Genomic DNA, 21,468 nt, shown 5'->3' with positions numbered 1-21,468 from the left:
TTGTGACCCTCTGCTTTTCCGAGCGAGGAGCCGCGCATGAATTCCCGTTGCGGATTTTCCACCGGTGACGTGATTGCCGGCCGCCATGTCATCGAGGGTCAGCAGGAGTCCTCGTCCTCCGTCCGCACCTTTTCAGCCAATGAAAATCACAGCCAAAATAAGATTTGCCTGAAAATCTTTCGTCCCGATCCTTCCCAAACCCCGCAATCCTCGGACGAATTTCTCCCCCGGGCCAAAATACTCCCGGCCTTGTCCCATGACAACCTTGCCATCGTTCATGACGTGCAGGAATCGGAGGGGAAGTAGCAGCGCATCCAGTAGCGCACCCACGAGCTGGTCCACGCCAAGGACCAGGCCGGAGCCGACATGCCTACATACCGTAGCTCAGTATCAGGCCGTACGACAGACCCACCCACATGATCAGGAACAGCGGCGTGCCGACGCGCACGAAGTCGCCAAAGCGGTAGCCGCCGGCGTTCATCACCAGCAGGTTGGTCTGGTAGCCCATCGGCGTCAGGTAACACAGGTTGCAGCCGAACAGCACCGCCAGCACGAAGGCCTCGGGCGGCGCGCCGAGCTGGCGCGCCAGCTCGATGCCCAGCGGCGTGCCGATGGCTGCGGCGGCGTTGTTCGAAACGAAGTTCGTCAGCAGGCCCATCAGGCCCATCAGCAGCACCAGCACCCAGGCCGGCGACAGCGCCTGCGAGGCCGACGCCAGTTGCTGTGCCAACCAGGCGGTGGCGTCGCTGACCAGCAGGGCGTTGCCCAGCGCCAGGCTGGCGGCGACCAGGAGGATGACCTTGACCGACAGCGAGTGCGTCACGTCCTCCCAGGACAAGCAGCGCCCGAGCAGTAGCACGACGACGCCGCCGAGCGCGGCCAGCGCGATCGGCAGCGCCTTGATCGCGGCCAGCAGCACCACCGCGGCCATCGTGATCAGGGCCAGCGCTGCCTTGTCCTGGCGCGGCAACGCGAAGCGTTCGTCGAGCAGCAGACCGATGCGGTCGCGCTGCGCCTGCTGCATCGCCGCCGGCTCGCCCTGCAGCAGCAGGATGTCGCCGGCGTTGATGGCACGGTCGGGCAGGTTCTCGCGCTGCCAGGCGCTGCTGTCGGCGCGCGGGCGCAGGCCGACGACGACGACGTCGTAGCGGCGCGCGATGTGCTCCTGGCGTACCGAGCGGCCGACCAGCGGCGAGGTAGGCGAGATAATCATCTGCGCCACCACCGACTTCGAAGGTTCCGGCTCGTCATTCGGCTCATCCTTCGGTTCGTCCTTGTCCTTGTCCTTGTCCTTGTCCTTGTCCTTGTTTTCGTCGTCGCCCTTCTTCGGCACCAGGTTCTCGGGCCTGTCGCCGACACGGTGCAGCGCCGCCTTCAGGCTGGTCTCGAAGTCCTTCAGGTCCGAAGGCGTGTCCTGCAGCACGATGCGGTCACCGGGGCAGAACTTCAGCGACGGCAGCGGCACGACAGTGCGCGCGCCGCGGCGGATCTCGACTGGCCGCATACGGTTGCCAGTGGCCTTCAGCGCCTCACGCAGCTCGCGACCGTCGAGCCAGCTGTCGGGCTCGACATGCAGTTCGGCGTCGAAGACCTCGCTCGACATCTGCTCGGTCGGTACCTTCACTTTTGCCAGCAGCCGCGGCGCGATCAGCCACAGGTAGCCGATCGCCGGCAGCGCTGCCAGCGCCACCAGCGAGTAGTAGCTGAACAGGGAGAACGGGCCGACGCCGAGTTCGGCCGCGATCGCGACGACGATCAGGTTGGTCGAAGTGCCGATAGTCGTGGTCATGCCGCCGATCTGCACCGCGTAGTTCATCGGCAGCAGCATCGCCGCTGGCGACATCTTGGCGCGTGCCGCGGCTGCGATGATCAGCGGGATCAGCAGCACCACCACCGGCGTGTCGTTGACCAGGCCGCTGATCGACGCGGCGCCGAGCAGCAGCGCGGCCAGCGCCAGCGCCGGTTTCGCTGCCATCCAGCGGGCCAGCACCCGCGCCGCCGGCTCCAGCGCTCCGGTGACGACCAGGCCCTGGCCGACGATCATCAGCGCACAGATCGCTACCAGCGCCGGATGGCCGAAGCCGGAGAAAAGTGTCAGCGGGTCAAAGGAGCCGTCGGCGGTGCGCAGCGGAAAGAGCACGAAGCCGATCGGCAGCAGGGCCAGGATGCCGATGCTGACGGTGGCGATGGGCACACGGTCGCTGATGAAGATCGCGAACACGATCGCGGCGAAGGCCAGCATGGCCAGGCCATGAGTGCTGAGGGTGACGGTTTGCACCAGGGTGTCGTTCATCGGCAGGAGGTGGGGCGCACCATGGCAACGGCCATGCCTGCCGGTGGCGCGGTCGGCAAGTGGGGCTCGAGGATGCCGCCGCCACCGGGCAGGGGTGTGGTCGATGCAAGTATCCCGCACGCCGCGGGACGCACGGACTGTAAAAGTATAGGAAGCATAGAGCCCCTCTCCTCCTGCCCGCCCCTTTCCCACATGCTGCCGACTCACCGGCTCGGTCGAGTTCGAACCAGGGTCACGGCATCCACTTGAAATACCAGGTCTCCGTTCTTCTTGTGCAATTCATGATGCGTCTCGAAGATTCCTGCGTCGCCGCAGCTCTTCGATTCGCGTTTGGCCACGACCTTGCCGGAATAGAAAATCTCGTCGCCGGACCGAACTGGAAGCATTACGCGCATCTCGCAACCGAGACCCGCCATCACCGCCTGGACCCGGGTCTCGCTCTGGGCTTGAAGCGAAAGGGAGGTCTCTGGCCGCTTCCGACAGCAACGCTACGCCGAGGCCTGTTGTCGGATATCGAGCTATTTGCAATCGATGGCCTATCAAGGCGTCAACCCGCTCTTCGCGATCCAACTGGCCCTATCCGGCGAGTTGTACGCCCGAGCGGGAGGGGTGAGTAGTTACCAGGCCATTTCATAATCGGGATGTAATTCTGCTGTTCGAAAACAAACCGCCGCGCCATAATACCAACAATCGTTCGATCAGTTAGGGCACCGGCAGAGTTGAATAATAATAAGCCGACCTATCGCTCTGATATTGACGGATTGAGAGCTATTGCAGTCCTTGCGGTAATCGCAAACCACCTTCCAAAGACGCTTCTATCCAGCGGATTTCTTGGGGTGGACGTATTCTTCGTAATTTCCGGCTTTGTCGTTTCCGCTTCTATTCTGGGACAGAATCAAGCGACTTTTTCCGGTTTCTATTCGAATTTTCTTTCCCGACGGGTTAAGCGACTGATGCCTGCGTTGATCGCCTGTGTGGCGACTACCGGTGTCGTGGTGTTTTTGATCGATCCTTTCCCGCGACATTCGATACTAACTGGAATTTCCGCGCTTTTTGGCGTTGCCAATATCACACTTTTCAATTTTGAACTCGACTATTTTTCCCCTTCATCCAAGTTCAATGCGTTCACTCATATGTGGTCACTGGGGGTTGAGGAACAATTTTATGTTGTCTTTCCGATTATCGTTTGGCTGACAATTTTTGGAAAAGCACGTAGACCCCCGAATATATACCCGGCCTCCATAGTGCTAATGAGCCTGCTCTCATTTTTATTTTTCCTCTGGTTGTACGATGTCAATCAGGTAGCCGCTTATTATCTTATGCCGACACGCTTCTGGGAACTTGGTACTGGCGCGCTGATATATCAGGCTACAAACAGATTTGATTCCACACGAATTCATCGAATCCTGGCGCTCGCATCTCCTTGCGCACTAGTTGCGCTTGTGCTTTGTTTTTTCGTGCCCCAGGGCTATGCGACGCTCTCCACCCCTGTGGCGGTCGGCTTGACTGGCCTGCTACTTTTCAATTCCAGCCATAATATTTCCTGGCGGATGCTTTCATTGCCTCCTGCGGTGTACGTTGGCAAAATTTCGTATTCGCTGTATCTCTGGCACTGGCCTGTGGTTGCTTTGGGACCGCTATTGCTGAGTGCAAGTTGGCGAATTTCCGGCATCTATGTGGTAACCATGGGAATTGCCGCGATTTTTTCATACCAGTTCATAGAACGACCTTTGCGAGCGGCGAACTGGAGCAGGAGCAAGCCGCTGGACATAGCCATGGCCTTTACCTGCAGTTTTGTACTGGGCCTGTCTGCGTTTTTCGCACTCAACAGCGAAGATTCCCCGGTTGGGCAAGATGCGGTGGTACTCCACCCGGAAGCATTCCTTCCACTTCTGGATTCTGGGCTGCCGTATGGCAACACGTGTGCAGTCGACGATCGACGACCTTTGACGCCACAGACGTTTGAGCGATGTACTATTCCACCCGTACCCGGCTCCGGAATGCCGATGATTTGGGCCATTGGGGATAGTCACGCTGGTCATCTGCAGGGACTTCTTTACGAACTGCATCAGGCGAAGGGATTCGGGGTGCACTTGGTCGAGACGCCGGGTCACTCTTTTCCCGCCAGCAACGGCATTGAGTATGCTCCGAGACAAATGCTGTTCAACGAGGTATTGGATAATCTGAAACCGGGCGATATTGTACTCATTGCACGGTTATATTTGGCGCGCACAAACCCCACAACACCCCAAGGAAACATTTCCGAATGGAGTGACCGTGTCTCCGGGTTGGCCAAAGAACTTGAAAAACGAGGCGTGTCGTTGGTACTTGCAGGCCCGCCGCCGATGTTCAATTTTACGGATGTGCGCGAATGCGACATCGACGAGAGAAAAAATTGTGCTGTAGCGCGAGCAGACATTGCTCCGGCCATTGACGCAGTGATGAAACAACTAACCAGACTGCGGAACGCAAATAAAAATATTCTGATTTTTGATATTTTCGCGCAAGTCTGCCCACCAGTTTTACAGTTTTGTTATCCCGACGACGGTATCAGTTTTTTGTACAGAGACCGGGACCACTTCAATTCACTCGGCTCGAAACGACTGGCGGAATCATTCGTGAATCTCCTCCGAAGCAAGAATAAAGCCACGCCCCCCCCCGAAGCCAACGCGCCCCTCTCACACATCCTGCCGATTCACCGGCTCGGCCGCGTTCGAACCAGGGTCACGGCATCCACTTGAAATACCAGGTCTCCGTTCTGATTGTGCAATTCATGATGCGTCTCGATGATTCCTGCGTCGCCGCGGCTCTTCGATTCGCGTTTGGCCACGACCTCGCCGGAATAGGAAATCTCGTCGCCGGGCCGCACTGGAAGCCTAATGCGCATCTCGCAACCGAGACCCGCCATCACCGCCTGGGCCCGGGACTCGCTCTGGGCTTGAAGCGAAAGGCGCGTCCAGATCGCGAACACATGGGAGCCACACGCAACGAGCCCCTGAAACAAGGACTCACTCGCCGCTTGCTCGTCAACATGATGCGGGCGCCAATCCCACATCAACGCATACGCGACGATATCGTCCCGGCTCACGCGAAACGGCTGAGTGGCGACATAGCGCTTGCCGATATCGATATCCTCGAAATAATCCAGATATTCATTCACAAAATCTTGTCAGTCGCGTCTGCTGATCATGATTTTTCAGCATTGTCGGTCCGGTAATCACCGAATTCCTGATCCCGGTCCTGCAATGCGTTCGTCAGCTTCCTGCCACCCTCGGTGGCTTCGATAAACGCCTTGAAACTCGCCTGGTGAGTGGCCAGCGCGCAAATTTCGGTTCCTTGCCGCAAACCATCGCGCAAACCCATGACTTCCATCTGTCGGTGAACGGCACGCTTGTTGAGCGCGAGAACATCGCCGGGGATTTTGGCGATACGTTCCGCTTGCTCCACGGTTCCTGATTCAAGCTCCTCTTCGGCAAAGCTGCGGGTGGCCCAGCCATAACTCACCGCTTCCTTGCCGTTCAGGGAATCTCCGGTCAAGAGCATTTCCATTGCCTTGCGCATGCCCATGAGCCATGGGTGAAATTGCATATCGGGCACACCAAAGCGAACGGCCGGGTACCCGATCTGCGCGTTATCGGCGACGTAGACCAGATCGCAGCCAGTGGCCAACTCGCTGCCACCCGCAAGGCAATAGCCGTGGACCTGTGCAATCACCGGCTTGGCGAGATCCCAGATCTTCATCCAGCCTTCCACCACGTGACGCGGCCATTGGCTGTCGCCGCCGGCGGTGGGGAAAGGGTAGTCCTGGCCGGCATTGCCGCCACCGAGGTCATAGCCGGCAGAGAAGCATTTGCCGGCGCCGCGCACGATCATGACCTTGACCGATGGGTCGACATCGCCGGCCTGCAGGGCATGCAGCAGCTCACCACGCAACTGGTGATTGAGTGCGTTTCGTTTCTCGGGCCGATTGAGGGTAAGTCGGCGGATGCCGGCAGAGGGCTCATCGATCAGCAGCACCTCGTAGCCATCTTCACCATAACGAGTTGTCTTGCCACCCTCCGCTGCGAAGGGGCTGGAATCTTTGCCGCTATACATATTTACGCTTTCCTGTAGATCCGTGCGGCGTTTCATGTGCGCGGGAAACGCTGCATCGGAATGTGACGGGTCATGGCCGATCCGGGCGGTCCCAACAGCATTTGCGCCCGGAGGTTGCGCCGATGCAGCAACTGGATCAGTGCTTCGTCATGACGGCCCTGATCGGCGTCTGCCAGCACGAAACGCTCCAGCTCCGTCTCACCGTCCTGCCACGTTGGCGGCCGTTTGCCGAGAAGTTGGTGCAGGTCGTCGAGGTCGGACTCTGCCACGACCGCGCCGATCTCGTCGTGACGCTGCAAATAGCGGGAGAGGCGAAACGCCATTCGCGCCCGATAGCGCAGGAATTCGTCGTCGGTCTCGAGCTGCCGCAACGACCCCGCAAGTTGCCCGTAGCCTGGCGCGGCGCGCGAGCCGCGCGGCGCCGGCATATCCACCGTCGGAAGCTCGATGTCGAGGTACTCTGCCAACGCCTCCGTCGCGAACAGATTGGTTTCACCGCACCAGCGCAGGTTCATCATCAGATCGGATTCCGGCGGCGGGTTGCGCAGCGCGGCGGCGAACGCAAGCTGATTCGTCAAGGTAAAAGCGATGAGGTAAATGCGGATGGCGTCGAGGTCGACGGGGACCCCCGTGAGTTCGGCGTATTTCCGGTAGAGCGAAGTGAAATCGCCATACCCGAGCACCGTGTCGCGTATGCGCCAGCCCGCGAGGTCCATCATCGGATCACCGATGTGCGCGAGCTCGAGGTCGAGCACCGCGGTGATGCGGCCGTGCTGATGATGAAATTGTCCGGAGTCCCAGACGATCGGCGCTTCCCGACCCCTGGAGTCGGGCGGGTGGCGTCGCAACCACCCGAGACAGAATTCCATCAACGGCTCGGGATGCTGCTTCGCCGCGCGAAACATTTCCTCGTATCGCCGCAGGCCGATGCGTCCCGAGTCCTCCGGGCGTGCAGCGCGCGCGATCCCGGCCTGCACAAATGGATTGATGTCGAGGCGATGCATGCGGGCAAGAATCTGGACATAGTCATCCACGACCGCGCACTTCTGCGCATCCGTTAGCCCGCCAAAGTCTTCCCGTCCCGGCACGCGGTCCATGACATAGGCGCACGGGTCATCGATCCACCCATGCACCTTGGCCGCGGGGATGCCGTGGCCATGCAAGAGTGACTGGAACCGCATCTCGTGATCGAGCGGGAAGATCAGCCGCATGTCCGTACGGTCACCCCGGACGCAGAGTTCGAGCCGTTCGTCTTCGCGTTCCAGATCCGCGAACCATACCGGCCGCCAGCGCGCCTGCCGGGCGATGCGCACGACCGTCCCTCGCAAATTCGATTCAAGCCAGGCGGTGATCTTGCTGGTTTCGTCAGTCGCTGTCACTTCGGTTGTCCCATGGAGAAACCCTGCGCCTCGCCCGCCCCTCTAAGACATCCCCGCCAAGATCGCCGGAATATTCGGCTGGCCATTACTTACCCCCAAACCCCCATCAACCACAATATCAGCGCCGGTAATGTAGCCAGCCAGAGGCGATGCCAAAAAACTGATCATTGCGGCCACTTCTTCGGGTTTGCCAGGCCGTTGCAAAGGAATCGCCTGCTGCAAGGCAGAAGCAATCTGCTCAATTTCCCCGATAGCAGCAGTAAGCGGCGTAGCAATCCAGCCGGGACAAATCGCATTGGCCCGGATATTATCCTTGCCGTGATCCAGCGCCAAAGTGCGCGTGTAGTTGATGACTGCAGCCTTGGCTGCATTGTAAGCACCAAACCCGTAATCCGCGCGCTGGCCCGATAAAGACGCTGTATTTATGATTACACCGCCCCCCGCCTGCTTGAGATGAGGGATCGCGGCACGAGAACCATAAAACACACCGTTCAAATCAATATCGATAATGCTTTTCCATTCTTCGATGGGAATGTCCGGCGTTTCCCCCAAGCCACCGCGACCGGCATTATTGACCATGATCGTCAAACGGCCGAAATGATCAACCGCCAGCTGACACAGCTGCTCCAGCGCGACCGGATCGGTCACGTCACAATGTTGATAAATCGCACTGCCGGACCGTAGCGCATTTAACCCGGCAACCAGTGCTTCACCGTTTTCATCATTGAGATCAGCGACCACGACCTGAGCACCGGCTTCAACAAACTGGCACGCACTGGCTGCACCGATACCGGAAGCAGCACCGGTAATAATCGCTACGTTATTGCTCAGATCAATTTTCATAATTTCTCGCTGGATCTGCAACATCACGTTGATGGATTGTTCACTGTTCGCCTGCTGGATAAAGGCCTTGTCTATCTCAGCGAGGGGACATCGATGTGAACTTGACGACGTTAGGTCGTGCTGTTTGGTCGATATTAACTCAAGCGCATCACCAAAATCAGCGCCGCAGCACATCGACCGGGCAGGTATAGACATCGATGCCGTGTGTTGTCCGCCTGATGTTCCTTCGGTGGATTCGGCCAGACCCCGGCTCTCCCCCATCGAATCTTTTCACGAAACTGTCAACCGCGGGCATCGCTCTTCGTTACCTACTGCGACAACCGTCTTTCGATCGTGATCGAGAGATGTTTTTCCGGCCATGGAGCGAATTGCATGAAAAAGGCTTTTGTCGTGGGGGTCGCGATGCTGCTGGCGCTGGCGCCGGGCAGCTCCGTACTGGCCGACGGCCGTGGAGGCGGCGGTCATCGCGGTGGTGGCCACCACGGTAGCTGGCACGGCGGCGGCGGGCATGGTGGCAACTGGCACGGCAGCTATTGGGGTGTCGCGCTGGGTGGGCCGGGCTGGTGGGGAGCATGGTCTTATCCGTATGCCTATGGCGTCGGCTATCCGTACCCCTATGCCTATGGAGCGTACCCGGTTCAGCGCGTGATCGAATCGCGCGTGTATATCCCCGAGCCCGCGCCCGAGGTCTACGTTTCCCGGGAGCCGGCGGCACCCGCGACCAGCAATTACTGGTTCTACTGCGAGGATCCCGCCGGCTACCACCCCTACGTACAGCACTGCAATACGACCTGGCTGTCAGTCGTCCCGCAAACCGGAGGTGCGCCACAGCTGGCGCGATAGGTGTTATATGAAAATTGCCCCGACCCTGAGCGTCCCGATACTGTCACTGGCCGCGAGCGTGCTTCTGAATGGCTGCGCGAGCGTGCCCACTGCACCTACCGTGATGGTCCTCCCGGGAGCGCACAAGAACTTCAACGAGTTCCAGAATGACTCTCTGAGCTGTCAGCAGTATGCGCAGGGTGTGGTGGCCCCCGCCGCCAGCGCCGCCGAGGACAATGCCGTTCGCAGCGCGGCGGTGGGTACGGCACTCGGCGCGACCGCCGGTGCAATCATCGGCTCCGCATCCGGCGAGCCGGGATCAGGTGCGGCGATTGGCGCCGGCACCGGATTGCTGATCGGCAGCGCGGCGGGCAGCGATGGCATGTATGGATCGTCGTACCAGATGCAGCGCAGCTACGACATCGCCTATATGCAATGCATGTACGCCAAAGGCAATCAGTTGCCCGGGCAATTCGTGTCGCAGCACACCGCGGCGGCCAGTCATGCGCCCGCCTACCCGCCACCCGGCACCCCGCCGCCGGTGGGCGTGATGCGCTGAGCCGGGTCGCCGCGCACCTCTACCCTGGCGCGCAATCGAGCTCCGCACGCATCGTTTCCCGCCCGGCATGGTCACGCGTCCACAGTTCGCCCCCCGCGACCCGCCGCTTCAGACACAACGCAAACGGTGCATCGTCGAGCAACGGTTGCAGGGCGCGGAAACTGAAGTTGCGGATCGGTGCGGTTGAATCCTGCTCCAGCCAGAAATGCACCAGCAAGGTCGCCAGCAACGGAGCGTGCACTACCAGCCCGCGGTAGCCCTCGACCACGCGCGCATAGTCGCGATCGTAGTGGATGCGGTGACTGTTGAAGGTCAGCGCCGAGAAACGAAACAACTGCACCGGATCCACGCTCACGATCTCCTCGCGATCAGCCGTGCGTCTGGCTTCGGTTGCAGCCTCCGGGCGCGCCTCGCCCTGCTCGCCCCGATACACCAGGTCCTGTTCCTCGACCAGTGCGAGTTCGCCGTCGGCGCTGATTTCATGACGCAGCGTCACGAAAACCAGATCGCCCGAGGCGCCGCTCTTGCGCTTGATCTCATCGATTACGGAACGGCGCTGCATGCGCGCACCGAGCCCGATCGGCGTCACGAAACGTATCCGCCCGCCGGCCCACATGCGCCGTGGCAGCGCTACCGGCGGCAGAAAGCCGCCGCGCAGCGGATGACCGTCGGCACCGATCAGCGACTGGCGTACATACGGCAGGAAATAGAGCCAGTGCGCCAGCGGCGGCAGGCTTTGCGCAAACGGCTGCTCGCGATCGAGCAGCGCCGCCAACCCGGCAAGCGGGCCCGCGCCCGCCACATCGTGGGCAATTTCTTCGCGCCCGATCCAGGAGCGCAGATGTGCGAGGTCCGGCATCGCTGCTCCGCCAGTCTTCAAAAGGATTTCGGCAATCCCAGCACATGCGTGGCGACATGGCTCAGGATCAGGTTGGTGCTTATCGGTGCGACCTGGTAAAGGCGCGTCTCGCGGAACTTGCGCTCGATGTCGTACTCCTCCGCGAAACCAAAACCGCCATGGGTCTGCACGCACATGTCGGCAGCATACCAGCTGGCTTCCGAGGCGAGCATCTTGGCCATGTTGGCCTCGGTGCCACAGGGCTGGCCCGACTGGTACATCGCCGCTGCCTTGTTCACCATTTCGGCGGCAGCCGAGAGCTGCACATGGGCGCGCGCGATCGGGAACTGCACACCCTGGTTCTGACCGATCGGCCGCCCGAACACCGAGCGCTCGCGGGCGTAGGCCGCCGCACGATCCACGAAAAAACGCCCGTCGCCGATACATTCCGCCGCGATCAGGATGCGCTCCGCGTTCATGCCATCGAGAATATGCCGAAAGCCATTGCCTTCCTGGCCGATGAGATTGGCGAGCGGAACCTCGAGCTCGTCGAAGAACAGCTCGGTCGTGGCGTGGTTGATCATGGTGCGGACCGGGCGGATCACGAGCCCCTTGCCGAGCGCCTCGCGCATATCGACCAGCAGCACGCTCAGCCCGTCCGATGACCGGGCGCACTCCTCGCGACGCGTGGTGCGCACCAGCAGCACCATCAGGTCCGAATGCTCGGCGCGGCTGATCCAGATTTTCTGGCCGCTGACGAAATAGCTCTTGCCCTCGCGGCGCGCAAAGGTGGTGATGCGCGTGGTGTCGGTGCCACTGTCGGGCTCGGTCACGCCGAAGGCCTGCAGGCGCAACTCGCCACTCGCCAGCTTTGGCAGGTAACGCGCCTTCTGTTCCGCCGTGCCGTGCTTGAGCAGCGCACCCATGGTGTACATCTGGGCGTGGCAGGCACCGCCGTTGCAGCCCGAGCGGTGAATCTCCTCGAGTATCGCGGCCGCCGCCTCGATGCCGAGCCCGGCGCCGCCGTACTGTTCCGGGATCAGTACCGACAGGAAGCCCGCGCGCGTCAGCGTCGCGACGAACTCGCTCGGGTAACTGCGCTCGCGATCGAGCTTGCGCCAGTATTCCCCCGGAAAGCCCTCACACAGCTTTCGCACCGATTGGCGGATATCCGCGAGTCCGTCATTGTCCATGTTCGATTCCTGCATGACTGACACGAGCATAGTCTTCGCGTCCCACTCCTGCGCTCAGGGCCGGCAGCGGCCGCTCGTTGCCGCCGCCAAGAGGAGTGTGGCACTGGGCACAGGAAAGCTCGCGGTGTCCCGCCGGCAATCGCCCACATCGCCAGGTCCTTGCGATTAGATCCCCGCTTATCGGCGAGATTGGCTCTTCAGCATCAGCCGGGGAGCTCTCGGTACAAAATCTCTATCATGTCAAGTGTCCAAAGCGGGTGATTTCACCGACGCCCTGCCGCGCAATCCCGGCGGCAAGATCCTCACGCGCAATCTCCGCACGTTTTACCTTTATCAGCATGCCACGCCAACCGGAAAGGATCTCGTGAAATATTTAATATATTTGTAAGTAAATTAACCGTCGCCACTGCTAGAATGCTCAATAGTCACTACGTTGCCCCACCGCAACCCGAGATTCAAATGAACGCTCTCGCCCCACTCTCATCGATCGCCCATACCGCAGCGCTGCCCATCACCGACCGCCGATCTGCGAGTCGCGCTCACCGAAGGCAATGTGCCAACGCTCTTGATAGTGCTGACATGCTTCGAACGCGAGGAGCTGGGCGAGGACGACCCGCGTTCCTATCTCGGCGTCACGGTGCTGCGCCTCCATGGCCGCCCACACGCTCGCAACCCTTGCCGCAACCACTCGCCCGCGGCGCAAACTCCATGCTGGTTTCGGTCGACTACCGCCTGGCGCCGGAACACCCCTTCCCCGCAGGTTCTGACGACTGCCGGGCCGTGACGCAGTTGCGGAGCACGCCCGCGCGGCCTGCCGCCACTGGCGCGAATCGCAATCAGCGAAGTCTGTGCTTTTCTGTCTGCTCATTACTGAAGCACTGCCAATCCATCCCCGAATACAATCCACACACGAGGACCACTCATGTTGAGCGACGCACGACGCAAGGAATTGTCCGACCTGCTGCAGCCGGCGGCCCCGCCCCGCGAACTGCACGATGTCTACACCGAGGACCAGCGCGAGCGACTGCTCGACGTGGTACGCCGGCACGGCCCCTGGAAGCTGATCATTGCGCAACACTTCGCCTCGGCAGACGAGTTGCTGGCGACCATGTCCGGCAGCTTTCCGCCGGGCATCACACCCACGCTGGATATGTTCCTGACGCCGACCTTTCGCGGCTTCTACGCCAACTACTCGGCCGCGCTCCATCCCGAGATCGAGGACTGCTTCTACAACGCCTGCTTCCTAGAGCTCGCGAAATCCTACTGGGGCGCGCAATACGCCAAGCCGCAGATGATGCTGTTCAACGTGAATGGACCCTGTGGCAACACCGACCCGGGGCACCTCGACTCGCCGAGCTTCCGCGGCGTGCGCTACGAAAATTCGCCGACGTGGCTGTGCAGCGTGATGGGCAAGTCGGGGCTGTTCACGGACTACCTGATCAAGATGGCGCAGGTCATCACCTGGTTCTCGCTCGATCCGCACAGCGGCTTCAGCTACTGGCCGGACGGCCCGTTGATGCCGCCGCAACGCCTGGCCCCGCCGGTGTGGAACCGTGGCGTGCTGGTGCAGAACGAGATGATGTTCCACCGCGGCGAGGCTAACGGAGCGCTGGAACAGCAGCGTCCGGCCGGCCTCGACTTCAGCACCCGCTTTTCCGGCGACCCCGCGGACCGCGATCATTGGCTGCTGAAGACCGGCGATCGCGTCATCGCGCGCCACCACACGAGCGAACTGCGCTTCCTGGTGCACTGGTCGGCCGAGGTGTTCGAGGACTTCACGGAGCTGAAGAAAAACATGGAGGGCACGCACGATCTCACGCACGAGCAGGCGATCAACATGCTGATCGATGACGTGCGTGCCAAGGGCATCGAGATCAGCACGCCGAGCGATCCGCTGCACGATGCGGAATTCATCGCCACGCTGAATGCGGCATACGATATCGGCGGGCCGTGCAGCTATCCCGAGGGCGCAAGCGTCACGCCGCTCTACACACAGGTCGCATATGGTCATGATCCGGGTCTCGACAAGACGGGAAGAAACTGGCCGCAACCGACGCAGAACGAACATGAGCAAAGGATATTTCGATGACAGACCCCCGCCCATTCGGTACCACTCGTGCGACGCAATACGGTTTTGCCAAAACCTTCGTGCACGACCTCGACGCGATGGCCGCGTTCTACCAGGAGGTGTTCGGGCTGATTCCATTCAACCGGCACCAGGATGCGATGTTCGGTCGCGCTATCGACGAGATCACTTTTCAGTCGACCTACCAGGGCGGACCGGCGCTGACCCTGATCACGTACATGGACTCGATCGGCCCATCGGCCGGGGAATCGGTGCAGGGCTATGTCACCGAGAATCTGGAAGCACTGGTCGGGCGCGCCACGGCCGCCGGAGGCAGCGTACCGGAGCCGATCCGCGACATCCCCGAATTCGGTCTGCGCGTCGCCTTCGTGCTGGACCCGGAAGGGCACATCAACGAAGTAATCCAGATGGACGTCAGCTGATTCCCATGCATCAAGGGAGAATCGACATCATTCCCGAGCTCGCAGAAAACTTCCGTCCCGTTGCCCCACCGCAGATCATCGACGGCGCCTAAACTGAAGACCAGCATCACCGGTTGCTCAAGGCCGTGCGCCATGGCGGGAGCCGCGGGTTCCCGCGTGATTTCTCGGTAACTGCGAATCGTCTCCGAGTCGCACTTCAAGCGTTCCGGCGTCATCGATGAGCAACTCGCCACGGGCCGTATAGCGTCTCCCCATGCCGAGGTTCAGGCGGGAGGCATTCTGGTGAAAATAGATCCGGTACCTGCCGTCGTTCTCGCGGACCACGCTGTGGTGGCCCGGTCCATCAACCTTTCTGCCAAACACAGCAGCATCGGATGTGCTGTACAGAAGCGGATTCTGTGCACTTTTATGGAATGGACCCAACGGACTGTCGGCGGTCGCAATGCCGATCGCATAGCTGCTCTCGTGCGTGGGGCCGCCCGAGTACATCAGGTAATAGCGGTTCTTTTCCTTGAGCAACCAAGGGGCCTCGACCACCCACATGCTGTAACCCTTTTCCCATGGCTCTGAGGGCTGCAGCAGGAGCGCGGCTTCGCCGGAGGTCTCCGTGGGAGAGCGCATGCGCTGAACATAGATATTAGAGCTGAGCATGCTCTCCTCATCGCCGAAAAGACTCTCGAGCATTCCGCCGAATATCCGCTTGCCCATTTGCTCGAGAGTCCTGATCTTCTCTCCCGTCGTCGCGTAATACAGAAAGTAATGTCCGTCCTCGAAATACATGTGTGCGTCAATGGCATCCTCGATGAGGATGCCCGTGTCCACGAACGGGCCCAGCGGAGAATCGGCAACCGCAACGCCGGCGCTGAATTCGAGCGAATAATAAAGGTAAAACCTGCCGCTCGGCGGATCAGGAAAGACATCCGGTGCCCAGAGCAGATTGCTGTCCCTGGCGAAGACGGTTCCGTGCTTTTCCCACGACTGTCCGTCCTGCGACACAAAGACATCGTAGTGATTCGCATTCGCCGCGGTGCCGTAGAGATAGTACAAACTCTCGTGTTGAATGACGGCAGGATCCGCGAGCGCCTCCCCGGCGATGACGGGCCGATTCGCACCCTCGTCATTCATGTCGTCGCAGCTGGTCAGAGAGGCCAGCGCAGCCACGAGGGCAAGAACGCAAACACCGGCATTGCGCTTCATTGTCATCGGTTTTCATTGCCTCGAAGCACATAATCACGGATGCAGAGATCAGCGCATCAGCGCACCACCGTTTACGTTAAAGACCTGACCGTTGATCCAGCGCCCATCCTCGGAGAGCAGCATCGCAACAACGCCAGCGATGTCCTCGGGACGGCCGAGACGGCTATTGGGTAGTTGTGCCTTGAAGCCGTCCAGCAGTTCCGGTGTGAGATTTCCGCTTGCCGCCATCTCCGGCGTCACGGTAAAACCAGGCGCAACACAGTTCGCAGTGACGCCTTCGGCACCCCAACGCGAGGCCACGTGGCGCATCAGCGCATTCAGACCGCTCTTCGAGGCCGCGTAGGACGGACGCACCGGTTCGGCAGAGTCCGCGGCGCCGGAGGAGGTGTAGACGATCGCCCCGCCACCGCGCGCCAGCAGGTGCGGCAGCACCGCGCGCGTGCACAGCAGATGGCCGCGCAGATTGATGGCCAGCGTGCGATCAAAGACCTCGAGGTCCACGCTCAGCGCATCGCTGTCGCTCATGATCACGTGCAGATCCGCGGCATTGATATGCACGCCGTCGAGACCGCCGAGACGCTCGATCGCCGCGCCAACCGCTGCCTGTACCGAACCCTCGTCCGCCAGATCGATGTACAGGGAAAAGGCGTCGCCGCCGTCAGCAACGACCCCGGCCGCGACAGTCTCGGCGCCTTCGATATTGATATCGGCCACGCAGACCCGCGCGTCCTCCTCCGCGAGGCGGCGTGCCGTCGCGGCACCGATACCGCTGCCGGATCCAATCACGATGATCGCTTTGCCTTTCAGTCTGCTGCTCATGTCGTGCTCCTGGTGCGTGGGGCGGGCTTCTTTCTACAGGTCCACATATTTCAATCCATCGACGCTTTCGCCGGCCCGTAACCGCAGCTTGATCGCATCGAGCTGCTCCTCGAAATCCGCGGCATACTCAACGAACTCGAGATCGAATCCGAGTTCCTCGATCGTGTCGTACTGTACCTGTTTCATGCCGCGAAAACCGAAACGCGAGACTTCGCACAAGCCGCAACTCGCGGCGTGTTCCGCGGCGGAATCGATGTCCTCGACGCGAAACGAAATGCAGGAAACCGAGGGACCCCGGTCGCGGATGATCCTTGCGACATCGCTGTCCTCTCTCGCCGGCTGGAACAGGTCAAGAAACGGTTGCCTGGTGTCGGCTCCCGTGAGCTTCATAGTCGCGTTGTACATGCCAAGCGGCTCGAGACGACCGACTGGTGTCGTCTCGGTGCAGAACAACCGGTTCATGATGCCGAGCAGGCGTTTGAGGTCACGGACATTGAGGTGGATGTGATCGATGCCCGATGTCTTGATGGCCATATGAGTAGCTCCTCCCCAGTCTGAATTTTTTCCGGGGCACGTTCGATTTGCGCCGCGCCGCCATCAGCCCTCGGCCATGCCCCAGCGCGGTGTGTTGCCGCGCGGCAGATGCGGATACACTTCGCGCTCGAACAGGCGCAGCATCTTCCAGGCCCGTGCCGGATCGATGCCGCCCAGCAATGGCGTGAGATAGAGCGAACTGTGATCTCCGAGACCCTGCGCCAGCTCGACCGTTTGCGCGGGTCTCAGCACATGGTAGGCCGCGCTCTGGCGCACCGTCTCAGCGGTCATGCCGCCCGCGTAAGGCCCCGTGGGTTTGCCATAGGCCTCGCTGGTCCAGCGCGAATAGGAGTCGAGCACATGCAGCACGTGGGGCGCGATCCATTCCCAGTCCCGCTCGGGTTCTTCCGAGATCCACAGAAACGTCGGCCCCTGCGTCGGGTAGGCACAGGGGTCCAGCTTTCCGAGTTTCAGGCACTCGTCGCGATACGGCTGCCAGACATCCGCCGTGAACAACGGCACCAGGAAACCATCGGCAAGCTGCGCTGCTGCGCGCGCAACCCGCGGCGCCATGCCTCCAAGCAGGATCGGGACTGGCTTGCCGGGCACCGGGGAAACCCGGCACGGGCGCCCCTCGTAGTCAAACGGCTCACCGGTCCACGCGCGTTTGAGCAGCTTCGCTGTAGTGCAGGTGAAATCGAAGCGATCCTCCACGCGGCGACCGTACATCGCGAATTCCCTATTGCGGTAACCAAAACCGAGTCCGAGTTCCATGCGTCCATCGCTGACGATCTGGGCCACTGCGAGATCCTCCGCAAGACGCACCGGGTCGTAGCACGAAGCGAGCAGCACCGCGGTGCGCAGCCACAAGATGTTGAGCCGATCGGCAAGCACGAGCAGTGGTGCGACCCGCTCGTCGAGCAGCGCGAGTCCACGCGGCTGCACTGCCGGCATGTAGCGCTCCCTGTAAAGCGCCTGCAGGCGCGGCAGCGCATTGGCCGAGATTTCGATACGATCCCGCGCCAAGATCATGTCCTGCTCCTCACTGTCGGTTTTTGTCGCGGGCGGCGCCTGCTCCCATGCGCATTCCGAGAGCACGCACATCTCAAGCGCAGGCGATGTACCTACTGCCCAAGCTCCGCGACGCTGACCGGACCCACCAGCCCTGCGGCGACCAACTGGTTCGCATATACCTTCATGTGGGCATAGCGCGGATCACCGTTCAGCCCACGTCCCGCAAAGTGGTTACGCAACGGTGCAAGCACCTCGATCTGTATGGTGTTCTCTCCCGGCAGCAGGGCCGCGCCGATATCGAGCAGGAACGGCGGCATGCTCGCGCGTCCGATGTCCGCGCCGTTGACCCGCACCAGCGCCGAGCCCTGCACCAGCCCAAGATCGAGCAGGTAACGCGCGCCGGCCACAGGTGCATCGAGCGTGAAAGCGTGCGTGTAGACACCCGGACCGACGGCGTGGCGCAATTGCGGATCATCGCGCCAGTCGGCGAGCGTCTTGCGCACACCCGGTTGCCCGTCGATCGCAAGCGACCAATCGGTGAGCGCCCAGCGGCGCGTGGCATGCTCGCTAGCCGCGCCATCGGATTCGCGCGCGGCCATCGATTCCGGCATCGCAACGCCGCGAACCAGGAAACGGCTCTCGAAGCCGCGCAAGGACAGCGACAGCTCGCCATCCGCGGTTTCGGCCGGCCACGCCGCACCACTCATCGCATCGAACCACCACAAGGGCGGCCCCGCAACAAGGTCGATCTTCAGGCGGGTGCTGCCGGCATCCTGATTGGCAAACAGGATGATGTCCTGGTCCTGATCGAGCTGCCGGCGATAGCTGCGGATCGAGCCCTTTGTCAGATGACGCAGCGGCGACACCAGCCGGGATTGCAGCGCCTCTGCAAGCGCCCCGGCTTGCGCAGACAGGTGCTGTGCACCGGCCGCGATCAAGCGAGAAACGCCTTGCCGCACTTCACCGTCGCCCTTCTCCGCGTCGAGAAAGCCGGGCTGGCGCGCAGGCAGTTCACCGCTGAACACGATCGGCACCCCCGCGGCGGAAAGCCCCGCGAGCGCATCCAGCGTTTGCTGTTCGATCATCGGCGCATCGGCGAGCAATATTGCCCCGTAGCTGCCGCCTGACGCCGGCAGCTTGCGCACACCGACATCCCCATGCTGCAGCGCATGGTCGTTGACCCAGCCCCAGCTGATGCCGCGAGCGTCGAGCTCGCGCACGATCGGCTGCAGCTGGCGCACCCATGCATCGCGCGCGTCCTGGTGTTCGGCAGGAACGGTGAATATCGCATCGAGCAGCTTCTTGCCGCTGGTCAGCAACGGGCTTTCAATGGCCGCGCCCGGAGGATCCGCGTCGGGCAACGAACCATTGAGCAGCGGCTCGGTTGCGCCACCCTCCGGGTTCGCGCCGTGAAAACCGAGAAACGGATAGTAGATAAGCACGTCGATCGCGGGTTTGCCCTGACGCAGCAGGTTCTGGCTGCGCGCGATATAGCGATTGATTTCGGGCACATCGGGCCAGAGCGCGGTATTTCCCGGCCCGACGATCGAGGAGAAATGAGCGGGGTTCTGCGGGCCGCTGAACGGCGACCAGCCCTCCTCGCCGAAGGGCTTGTCGGGCCCTCCGCTCCAGGAGTATGGCGTTCCATGGTAGATGATGTGGTTCACGCCGGCCAGCAACAGCTTGTCAGTGGCGGCCTTGAGCTTGCGCGCGGTGGTGGTCCAGTCGCGCTGGATCCAGACGAAGGACTCGGCGCTCACCAGCGGCCGGCCATAGAGCACCGCCGCGGAGCTCGCCATCTTCAGACCCAGGTCCGATCCACCCGCCCAGAGCTGCTCGGTTTCGGGAATCGTGTTGGCACCGAGGGCGCGCAGGATGTCGATATCCATGCCATAGCTTTGCGCGCGCGAAACAAGACCACGATTGTGCGCCCATGCAGCTGAACCATCGACAAAACGCTCGATCACCAGATCCGACAACGTTTTCTGGTAATCGTGACGGATACGATCGTCAAGCGCCGTCAGCGAGAATTCGGGCGCCGCGCGTACGTCGAGAATCTCGGTGAAATACACGCTGTCCTTGCCCTCGACATATATGGCCGGGAGCCAGGGTTCGAGCGCATAGCCGCGACGCGCGCGGAACTCGGACAGGATGTCCTCGACGCTCATGCGCGTCAGGCGGAACTCCAGGCTGTCATTGAAGAAACCACGCAAGCCCTTACCGTAATGTGCCGCCAAGCCAGTGCGTTTTCCGTATGCGTATTCATAGTGCCCCAACACCTGCGGCTTGCGCAGATGGTCGACCACGAAACCCTGCGGTTTTTGCGCCGCACCCATCGGCACTTCGCCGGAGGGCATCAGGTAGCTCGCGATGATCTGCCACTCGCCGGGCGGCGCGTCCCAGCGCAGCGTTCCGTCCTGGACCTTGTCCGTCAGTACCTGCAGGGAATCCGGGTCGAGACGCACCGTGTCATCGAGATTGTACGGACTCCAGGCATGTTCCCCCTGCGGATGCGCCGCCACAACGCTCAGCAGCCGGGCATGATCGGAGGGAAAATTGATGAAGTCCGCACCCGCGAATTCGACCGCCGTGAACATGTACTCGCTCGCGCCCGCTTGCGGCTTCGGCAACTCGAGCACGATATTCTTGCCACCCGAGATGCGTTCCTCTCCATATACGATCACGGTCAGGCTGTCATCGAGATTGATCTCGGGACCCCCCGGTGGCCAGCCGCTGAAATGCGTGAGGTCGAACTGCAGGCCGCGCGCCTCGGCCTCCGACAGCAAGGCGTCCAGCGTCCGGTAGTAATCGGGCTTGTCGAATCCGTAGACCCGGTCCCAGGTGGGCTGGTCCTTTATCGCGATCATGCCGCTGATAAAGGGCTGTATTTCGCCCCCACCGAAACCGGCCATGTCGAGCTCCTCGAGCTGACGCGTCAGTCCGGCGACGTCCACATCGCCGCCCGGCCACCACCAGCGCGTCCACGCGCGTGCCGACTTCGGCGGCGCGAGAATCGTATCCCAGCTGAAAGCTCCAGCCAGGTCGGGTGCAGGCGCCGCAAGCGTCGGTTCGGGAAGTGCGCGGGAAGCGATACTCGCCTGTCCCGCAGGATCCGGCGGCGGTACGAGCAGCTGGTCCGTCTTGTGGAGATACCATCCGCCACCGGCAACCGCCAGCACCACGACTAGCGCGCCAAGCGCTGCGAAAATGATCACTATGCGACGCAACATGCGCTTTGCTCCCGCAAGTCCATCCGTCGTGTGCGCTGCGCCGACCTTGAGCCGGTGCTGCGTCGAGTCATCCAAGGGTCGTCGCAGGCGGCCGGTTAGATTCCCGAATCCTATCGATCTGCAGCGTCATCCTTTTACTTCGAT

General features: G+C 61.4%; 18 protein-coding genes and 2 pseudogenes. 7 read left to right on the top strand and 13 right to left on the bottom strand.

The genetic code is table 11. The features are described from left to right. The first annotated feature begins 36 nt into the window (after positions 1–36). Positions 37–306 carry a hypothetical protein gene (locus IPF49_05365; GenBank protein ID MBK6287066.1) on the top strand — a complete coding sequence of 90 codons (270 nt, stop codon included), beginning with the start codon at positions 37–39 and terminating at the stop codon, positions 304–306. 64 nt (positions 307–370) lie between these two features. Here IPF49_05365 and IPF49_05360 read toward each other — a convergent pair whose 3' ends face one another. Both IPF49_05360 and IPF49_05355 read right to left on the bottom strand, forming a co-directional pair. Next, positions 371–2,293, bottom strand: a complete 1,923-nt coding sequence (locus IPF49_05360; GenBank protein ID MBK6287065.1) for an SLC13 family permease — start codon at positions 2,291–2,293, stop codon at positions 371–373. Between the two features lie 203 nt (positions 2,294–2,496). Next, entirely contained in the window at positions 2,497–2,679 is a 183-nt protein-coding gene (locus IPF49_05355; protein ID MBK6287064.1) for a hypothetical protein, read from the bottom strand. A 333-nt stretch (positions 2,680–3,012) separates the two neighbouring features. Between IPF49_05355 and IPF49_05350 the strand changes: the two genes are divergently transcribed. Then, positions 3,013–5,034: an acyltransferase gene (locus IPF49_05350; protein ID MBK6287063.1), complete on the top strand. Its 2,022-nt coding sequence runs from the start codon at positions 3,013–3,015 to the stop codon at positions 5,032–5,034. Here IPF49_05350 and IPF49_05345 read toward each other — a convergent pair. The 4 genes from IPF49_05345 to IPF49_05330 all read right to left on the bottom strand — a co-directional run bounded on the left by IPF49_05345 (position 4,989) and on the right by IPF49_05330 (position 8,871). Then, complete coding sequence (locus IPF49_05345) at positions 4,989–5,453, bottom strand: MaoC family dehydratase N-terminal domain-containing protein (protein MBK6287062.1); 465 nt, start codon at positions 5,451–5,453, stop codon at positions 4,989–4,991. The two genes, IPF49_05350 and IPF49_05345, sit on opposite strands and share 46 nt — an antisense overlap. 26 nt (positions 5,454–5,479) lie before the next feature. Continuing rightward, positions 5,480–6,388: an enoyl-CoA hydratase/isomerase family protein gene (locus IPF49_05340; GenBank protein MBK6287061.1), complete on the bottom strand. Its 909-nt coding sequence runs from the start codon at positions 6,386–6,388 to the stop codon at positions 5,480–5,482. A 32-nt stretch (positions 6,389–6,420) separates the two neighbouring features. After that, positions 6,421–7,701: a phosphotransferase family protein gene (locus IPF49_05335; protein MBK6287060.1), complete on the bottom strand. Its 1,281-nt coding sequence runs from the start codon at positions 7,699–7,701 to the stop codon at positions 6,421–6,423. 108 nt (positions 7,702–7,809) lie between these two features. After that, positions 7,810–8,871, bottom strand: coding sequence for an SDR family oxidoreductase (locus IPF49_05330; GenBank protein MBK6287059.1), 1,062 nt, complete (start codon positions 8,869–8,871; stop codon positions 7,810–7,812). Between the two features lie 111 nt (positions 8,872–8,982). Here IPF49_05330 and IPF49_05325 point away from each other — a divergent pair, with 111 nt between their 5' ends. Further along, positions 8,983–9,453 carry a hypothetical protein gene (locus IPF49_05325; protein MBK6287058.1) on the top strand — a complete coding sequence of 157 codons (471 nt, stop codon included), beginning with the start codon at positions 8,983–8,985 and terminating at the stop codon, positions 9,451–9,453. A gap of 7 nt (positions 9,454–9,460) precedes the next feature. Next, positions 9,461–9,991, top strand: coding sequence for a glycine zipper family protein (locus tag IPF49_05320; GenBank protein MBK6287057.1), 531 nt, complete (start codon positions 9,461–9,463; stop codon positions 9,989–9,991). Between the two features lie 19 nt (positions 9,992–10,010). On the opposite strand, the gene IPF49_05315 is transcribed toward IPF49_05320, so the two are convergent. Together IPF49_05315 and IPF49_05310 are read right to left on the bottom strand one after the other, a co-directional pair. Continuing rightward, complete coding sequence (locus IPF49_05315) at positions 10,011–10,850, bottom strand: acyl-CoA dehydrogenase (protein MBK6287056.1); 840 nt, start codon at positions 10,848–10,850, stop codon at positions 10,011–10,013. Positions 10,851–10,867: 17 nt separating this feature from the next. After that, entirely contained in the window at positions 10,868–12,022 is a 1,155-nt protein-coding gene (locus IPF49_05310) for an acyl-CoA/acyl-ACP dehydrogenase (protein ID MBK6287055.1), read from the bottom strand. A gap of 414 nt (positions 12,023–12,436) precedes the next feature. On the opposite strand from IPF49_05310, the pseudogene IPF49_05305 reads away from it, so the two are divergent. The 3 genes and pseudogenes from IPF49_05305 to IPF49_05295 all read left to right on the top strand — a co-directional run bounded on the left by IPF49_05305 (position 12,437) and on the right by IPF49_05295 (position 14,530). Continuing rightward, a pseudogene (locus tag IPF49_05305) lies at positions 12,437–12,805 on the top strand (alpha/beta hydrolase fold domain-containing protein). A 139-nt stretch (positions 12,806–12,944) separates the two neighbouring features. Beyond that, a pseudogene (locus IPF49_05300) lies at positions 12,945–14,003 on the top strand (hypothetical protein). A gap of 104 nt (positions 14,004–14,107) precedes the next feature. After that, positions 14,108–14,530, top strand: coding sequence for a VOC family protein (locus IPF49_05295; GenBank protein ID MBK6287054.1), 423 nt, complete (start codon positions 14,108–14,110; stop codon positions 14,528–14,530). A 117-nt stretch (positions 14,531–14,647) separates the two neighbouring features. Here IPF49_05295 and IPF49_05290 read toward each other — a convergent pair whose 3' ends face one another. From IPF49_05290 to IPF49_05270, 5 genes are all read right to left on the bottom strand, one after another. Then, positions 14,648–15,733 carry a family 43 glycosylhydrolase gene (locus IPF49_05290; protein ID MBK6287053.1) on the bottom strand — a complete coding sequence of 362 codons (1,086 nt, stop codon included), beginning with the start codon at positions 15,731–15,733 and terminating at the stop codon, positions 14,648–14,650. 42 nt (positions 15,734–15,775) lie between these two features. After that, entirely contained in the window at positions 15,776–16,546 is a 771-nt protein-coding gene (locus IPF49_05285; GenBank protein ID MBK6287052.1) for an SDR family oxidoreductase, read from the bottom strand. Positions 16,547–16,579: 33 nt separating this feature from the next. Next, complete coding sequence (locus IPF49_05280) at positions 16,580–17,080, bottom strand: VOC family protein (protein ID MBK6287051.1); 501 nt, start codon at positions 17,078–17,080, stop codon at positions 16,580–16,582. 63 nt (positions 17,081–17,143) lie between these two features. Beyond that, a complete protein-coding gene (locus IPF49_05275; protein MBK6287050.1) occupies positions 17,144–18,112 on the bottom strand; it encodes an LLM class flavin-dependent oxidoreductase in 969 nt (322 codons plus the stop codon). Positions 18,113–18,204: 92 nt separating this feature from the next. Continuing rightward, positions 18,205–21,324 (bottom strand): hypothetical protein, encoded by a 3,120-nt coding sequence (locus tag IPF49_05270; protein MBK6287049.1) that lies wholly within the window; start codon positions 21,322–21,324, stop codon positions 18,205–18,207. Positions 21,325–21,468: the final 144 nt, after the last annotated feature.

This window comes from Gammaproteobacteria bacterium (assembly GCA_016705365.1).
Lineage (GTDB): Bacteria > Pseudomonadota > Gammaproteobacteria > Pseudomonadales > UBA5518 > UBA5518.
Note: the sequence above shows the minus strand (reverse complement) of the source record. Positions and strands in the feature narration are given on the sequence as shown.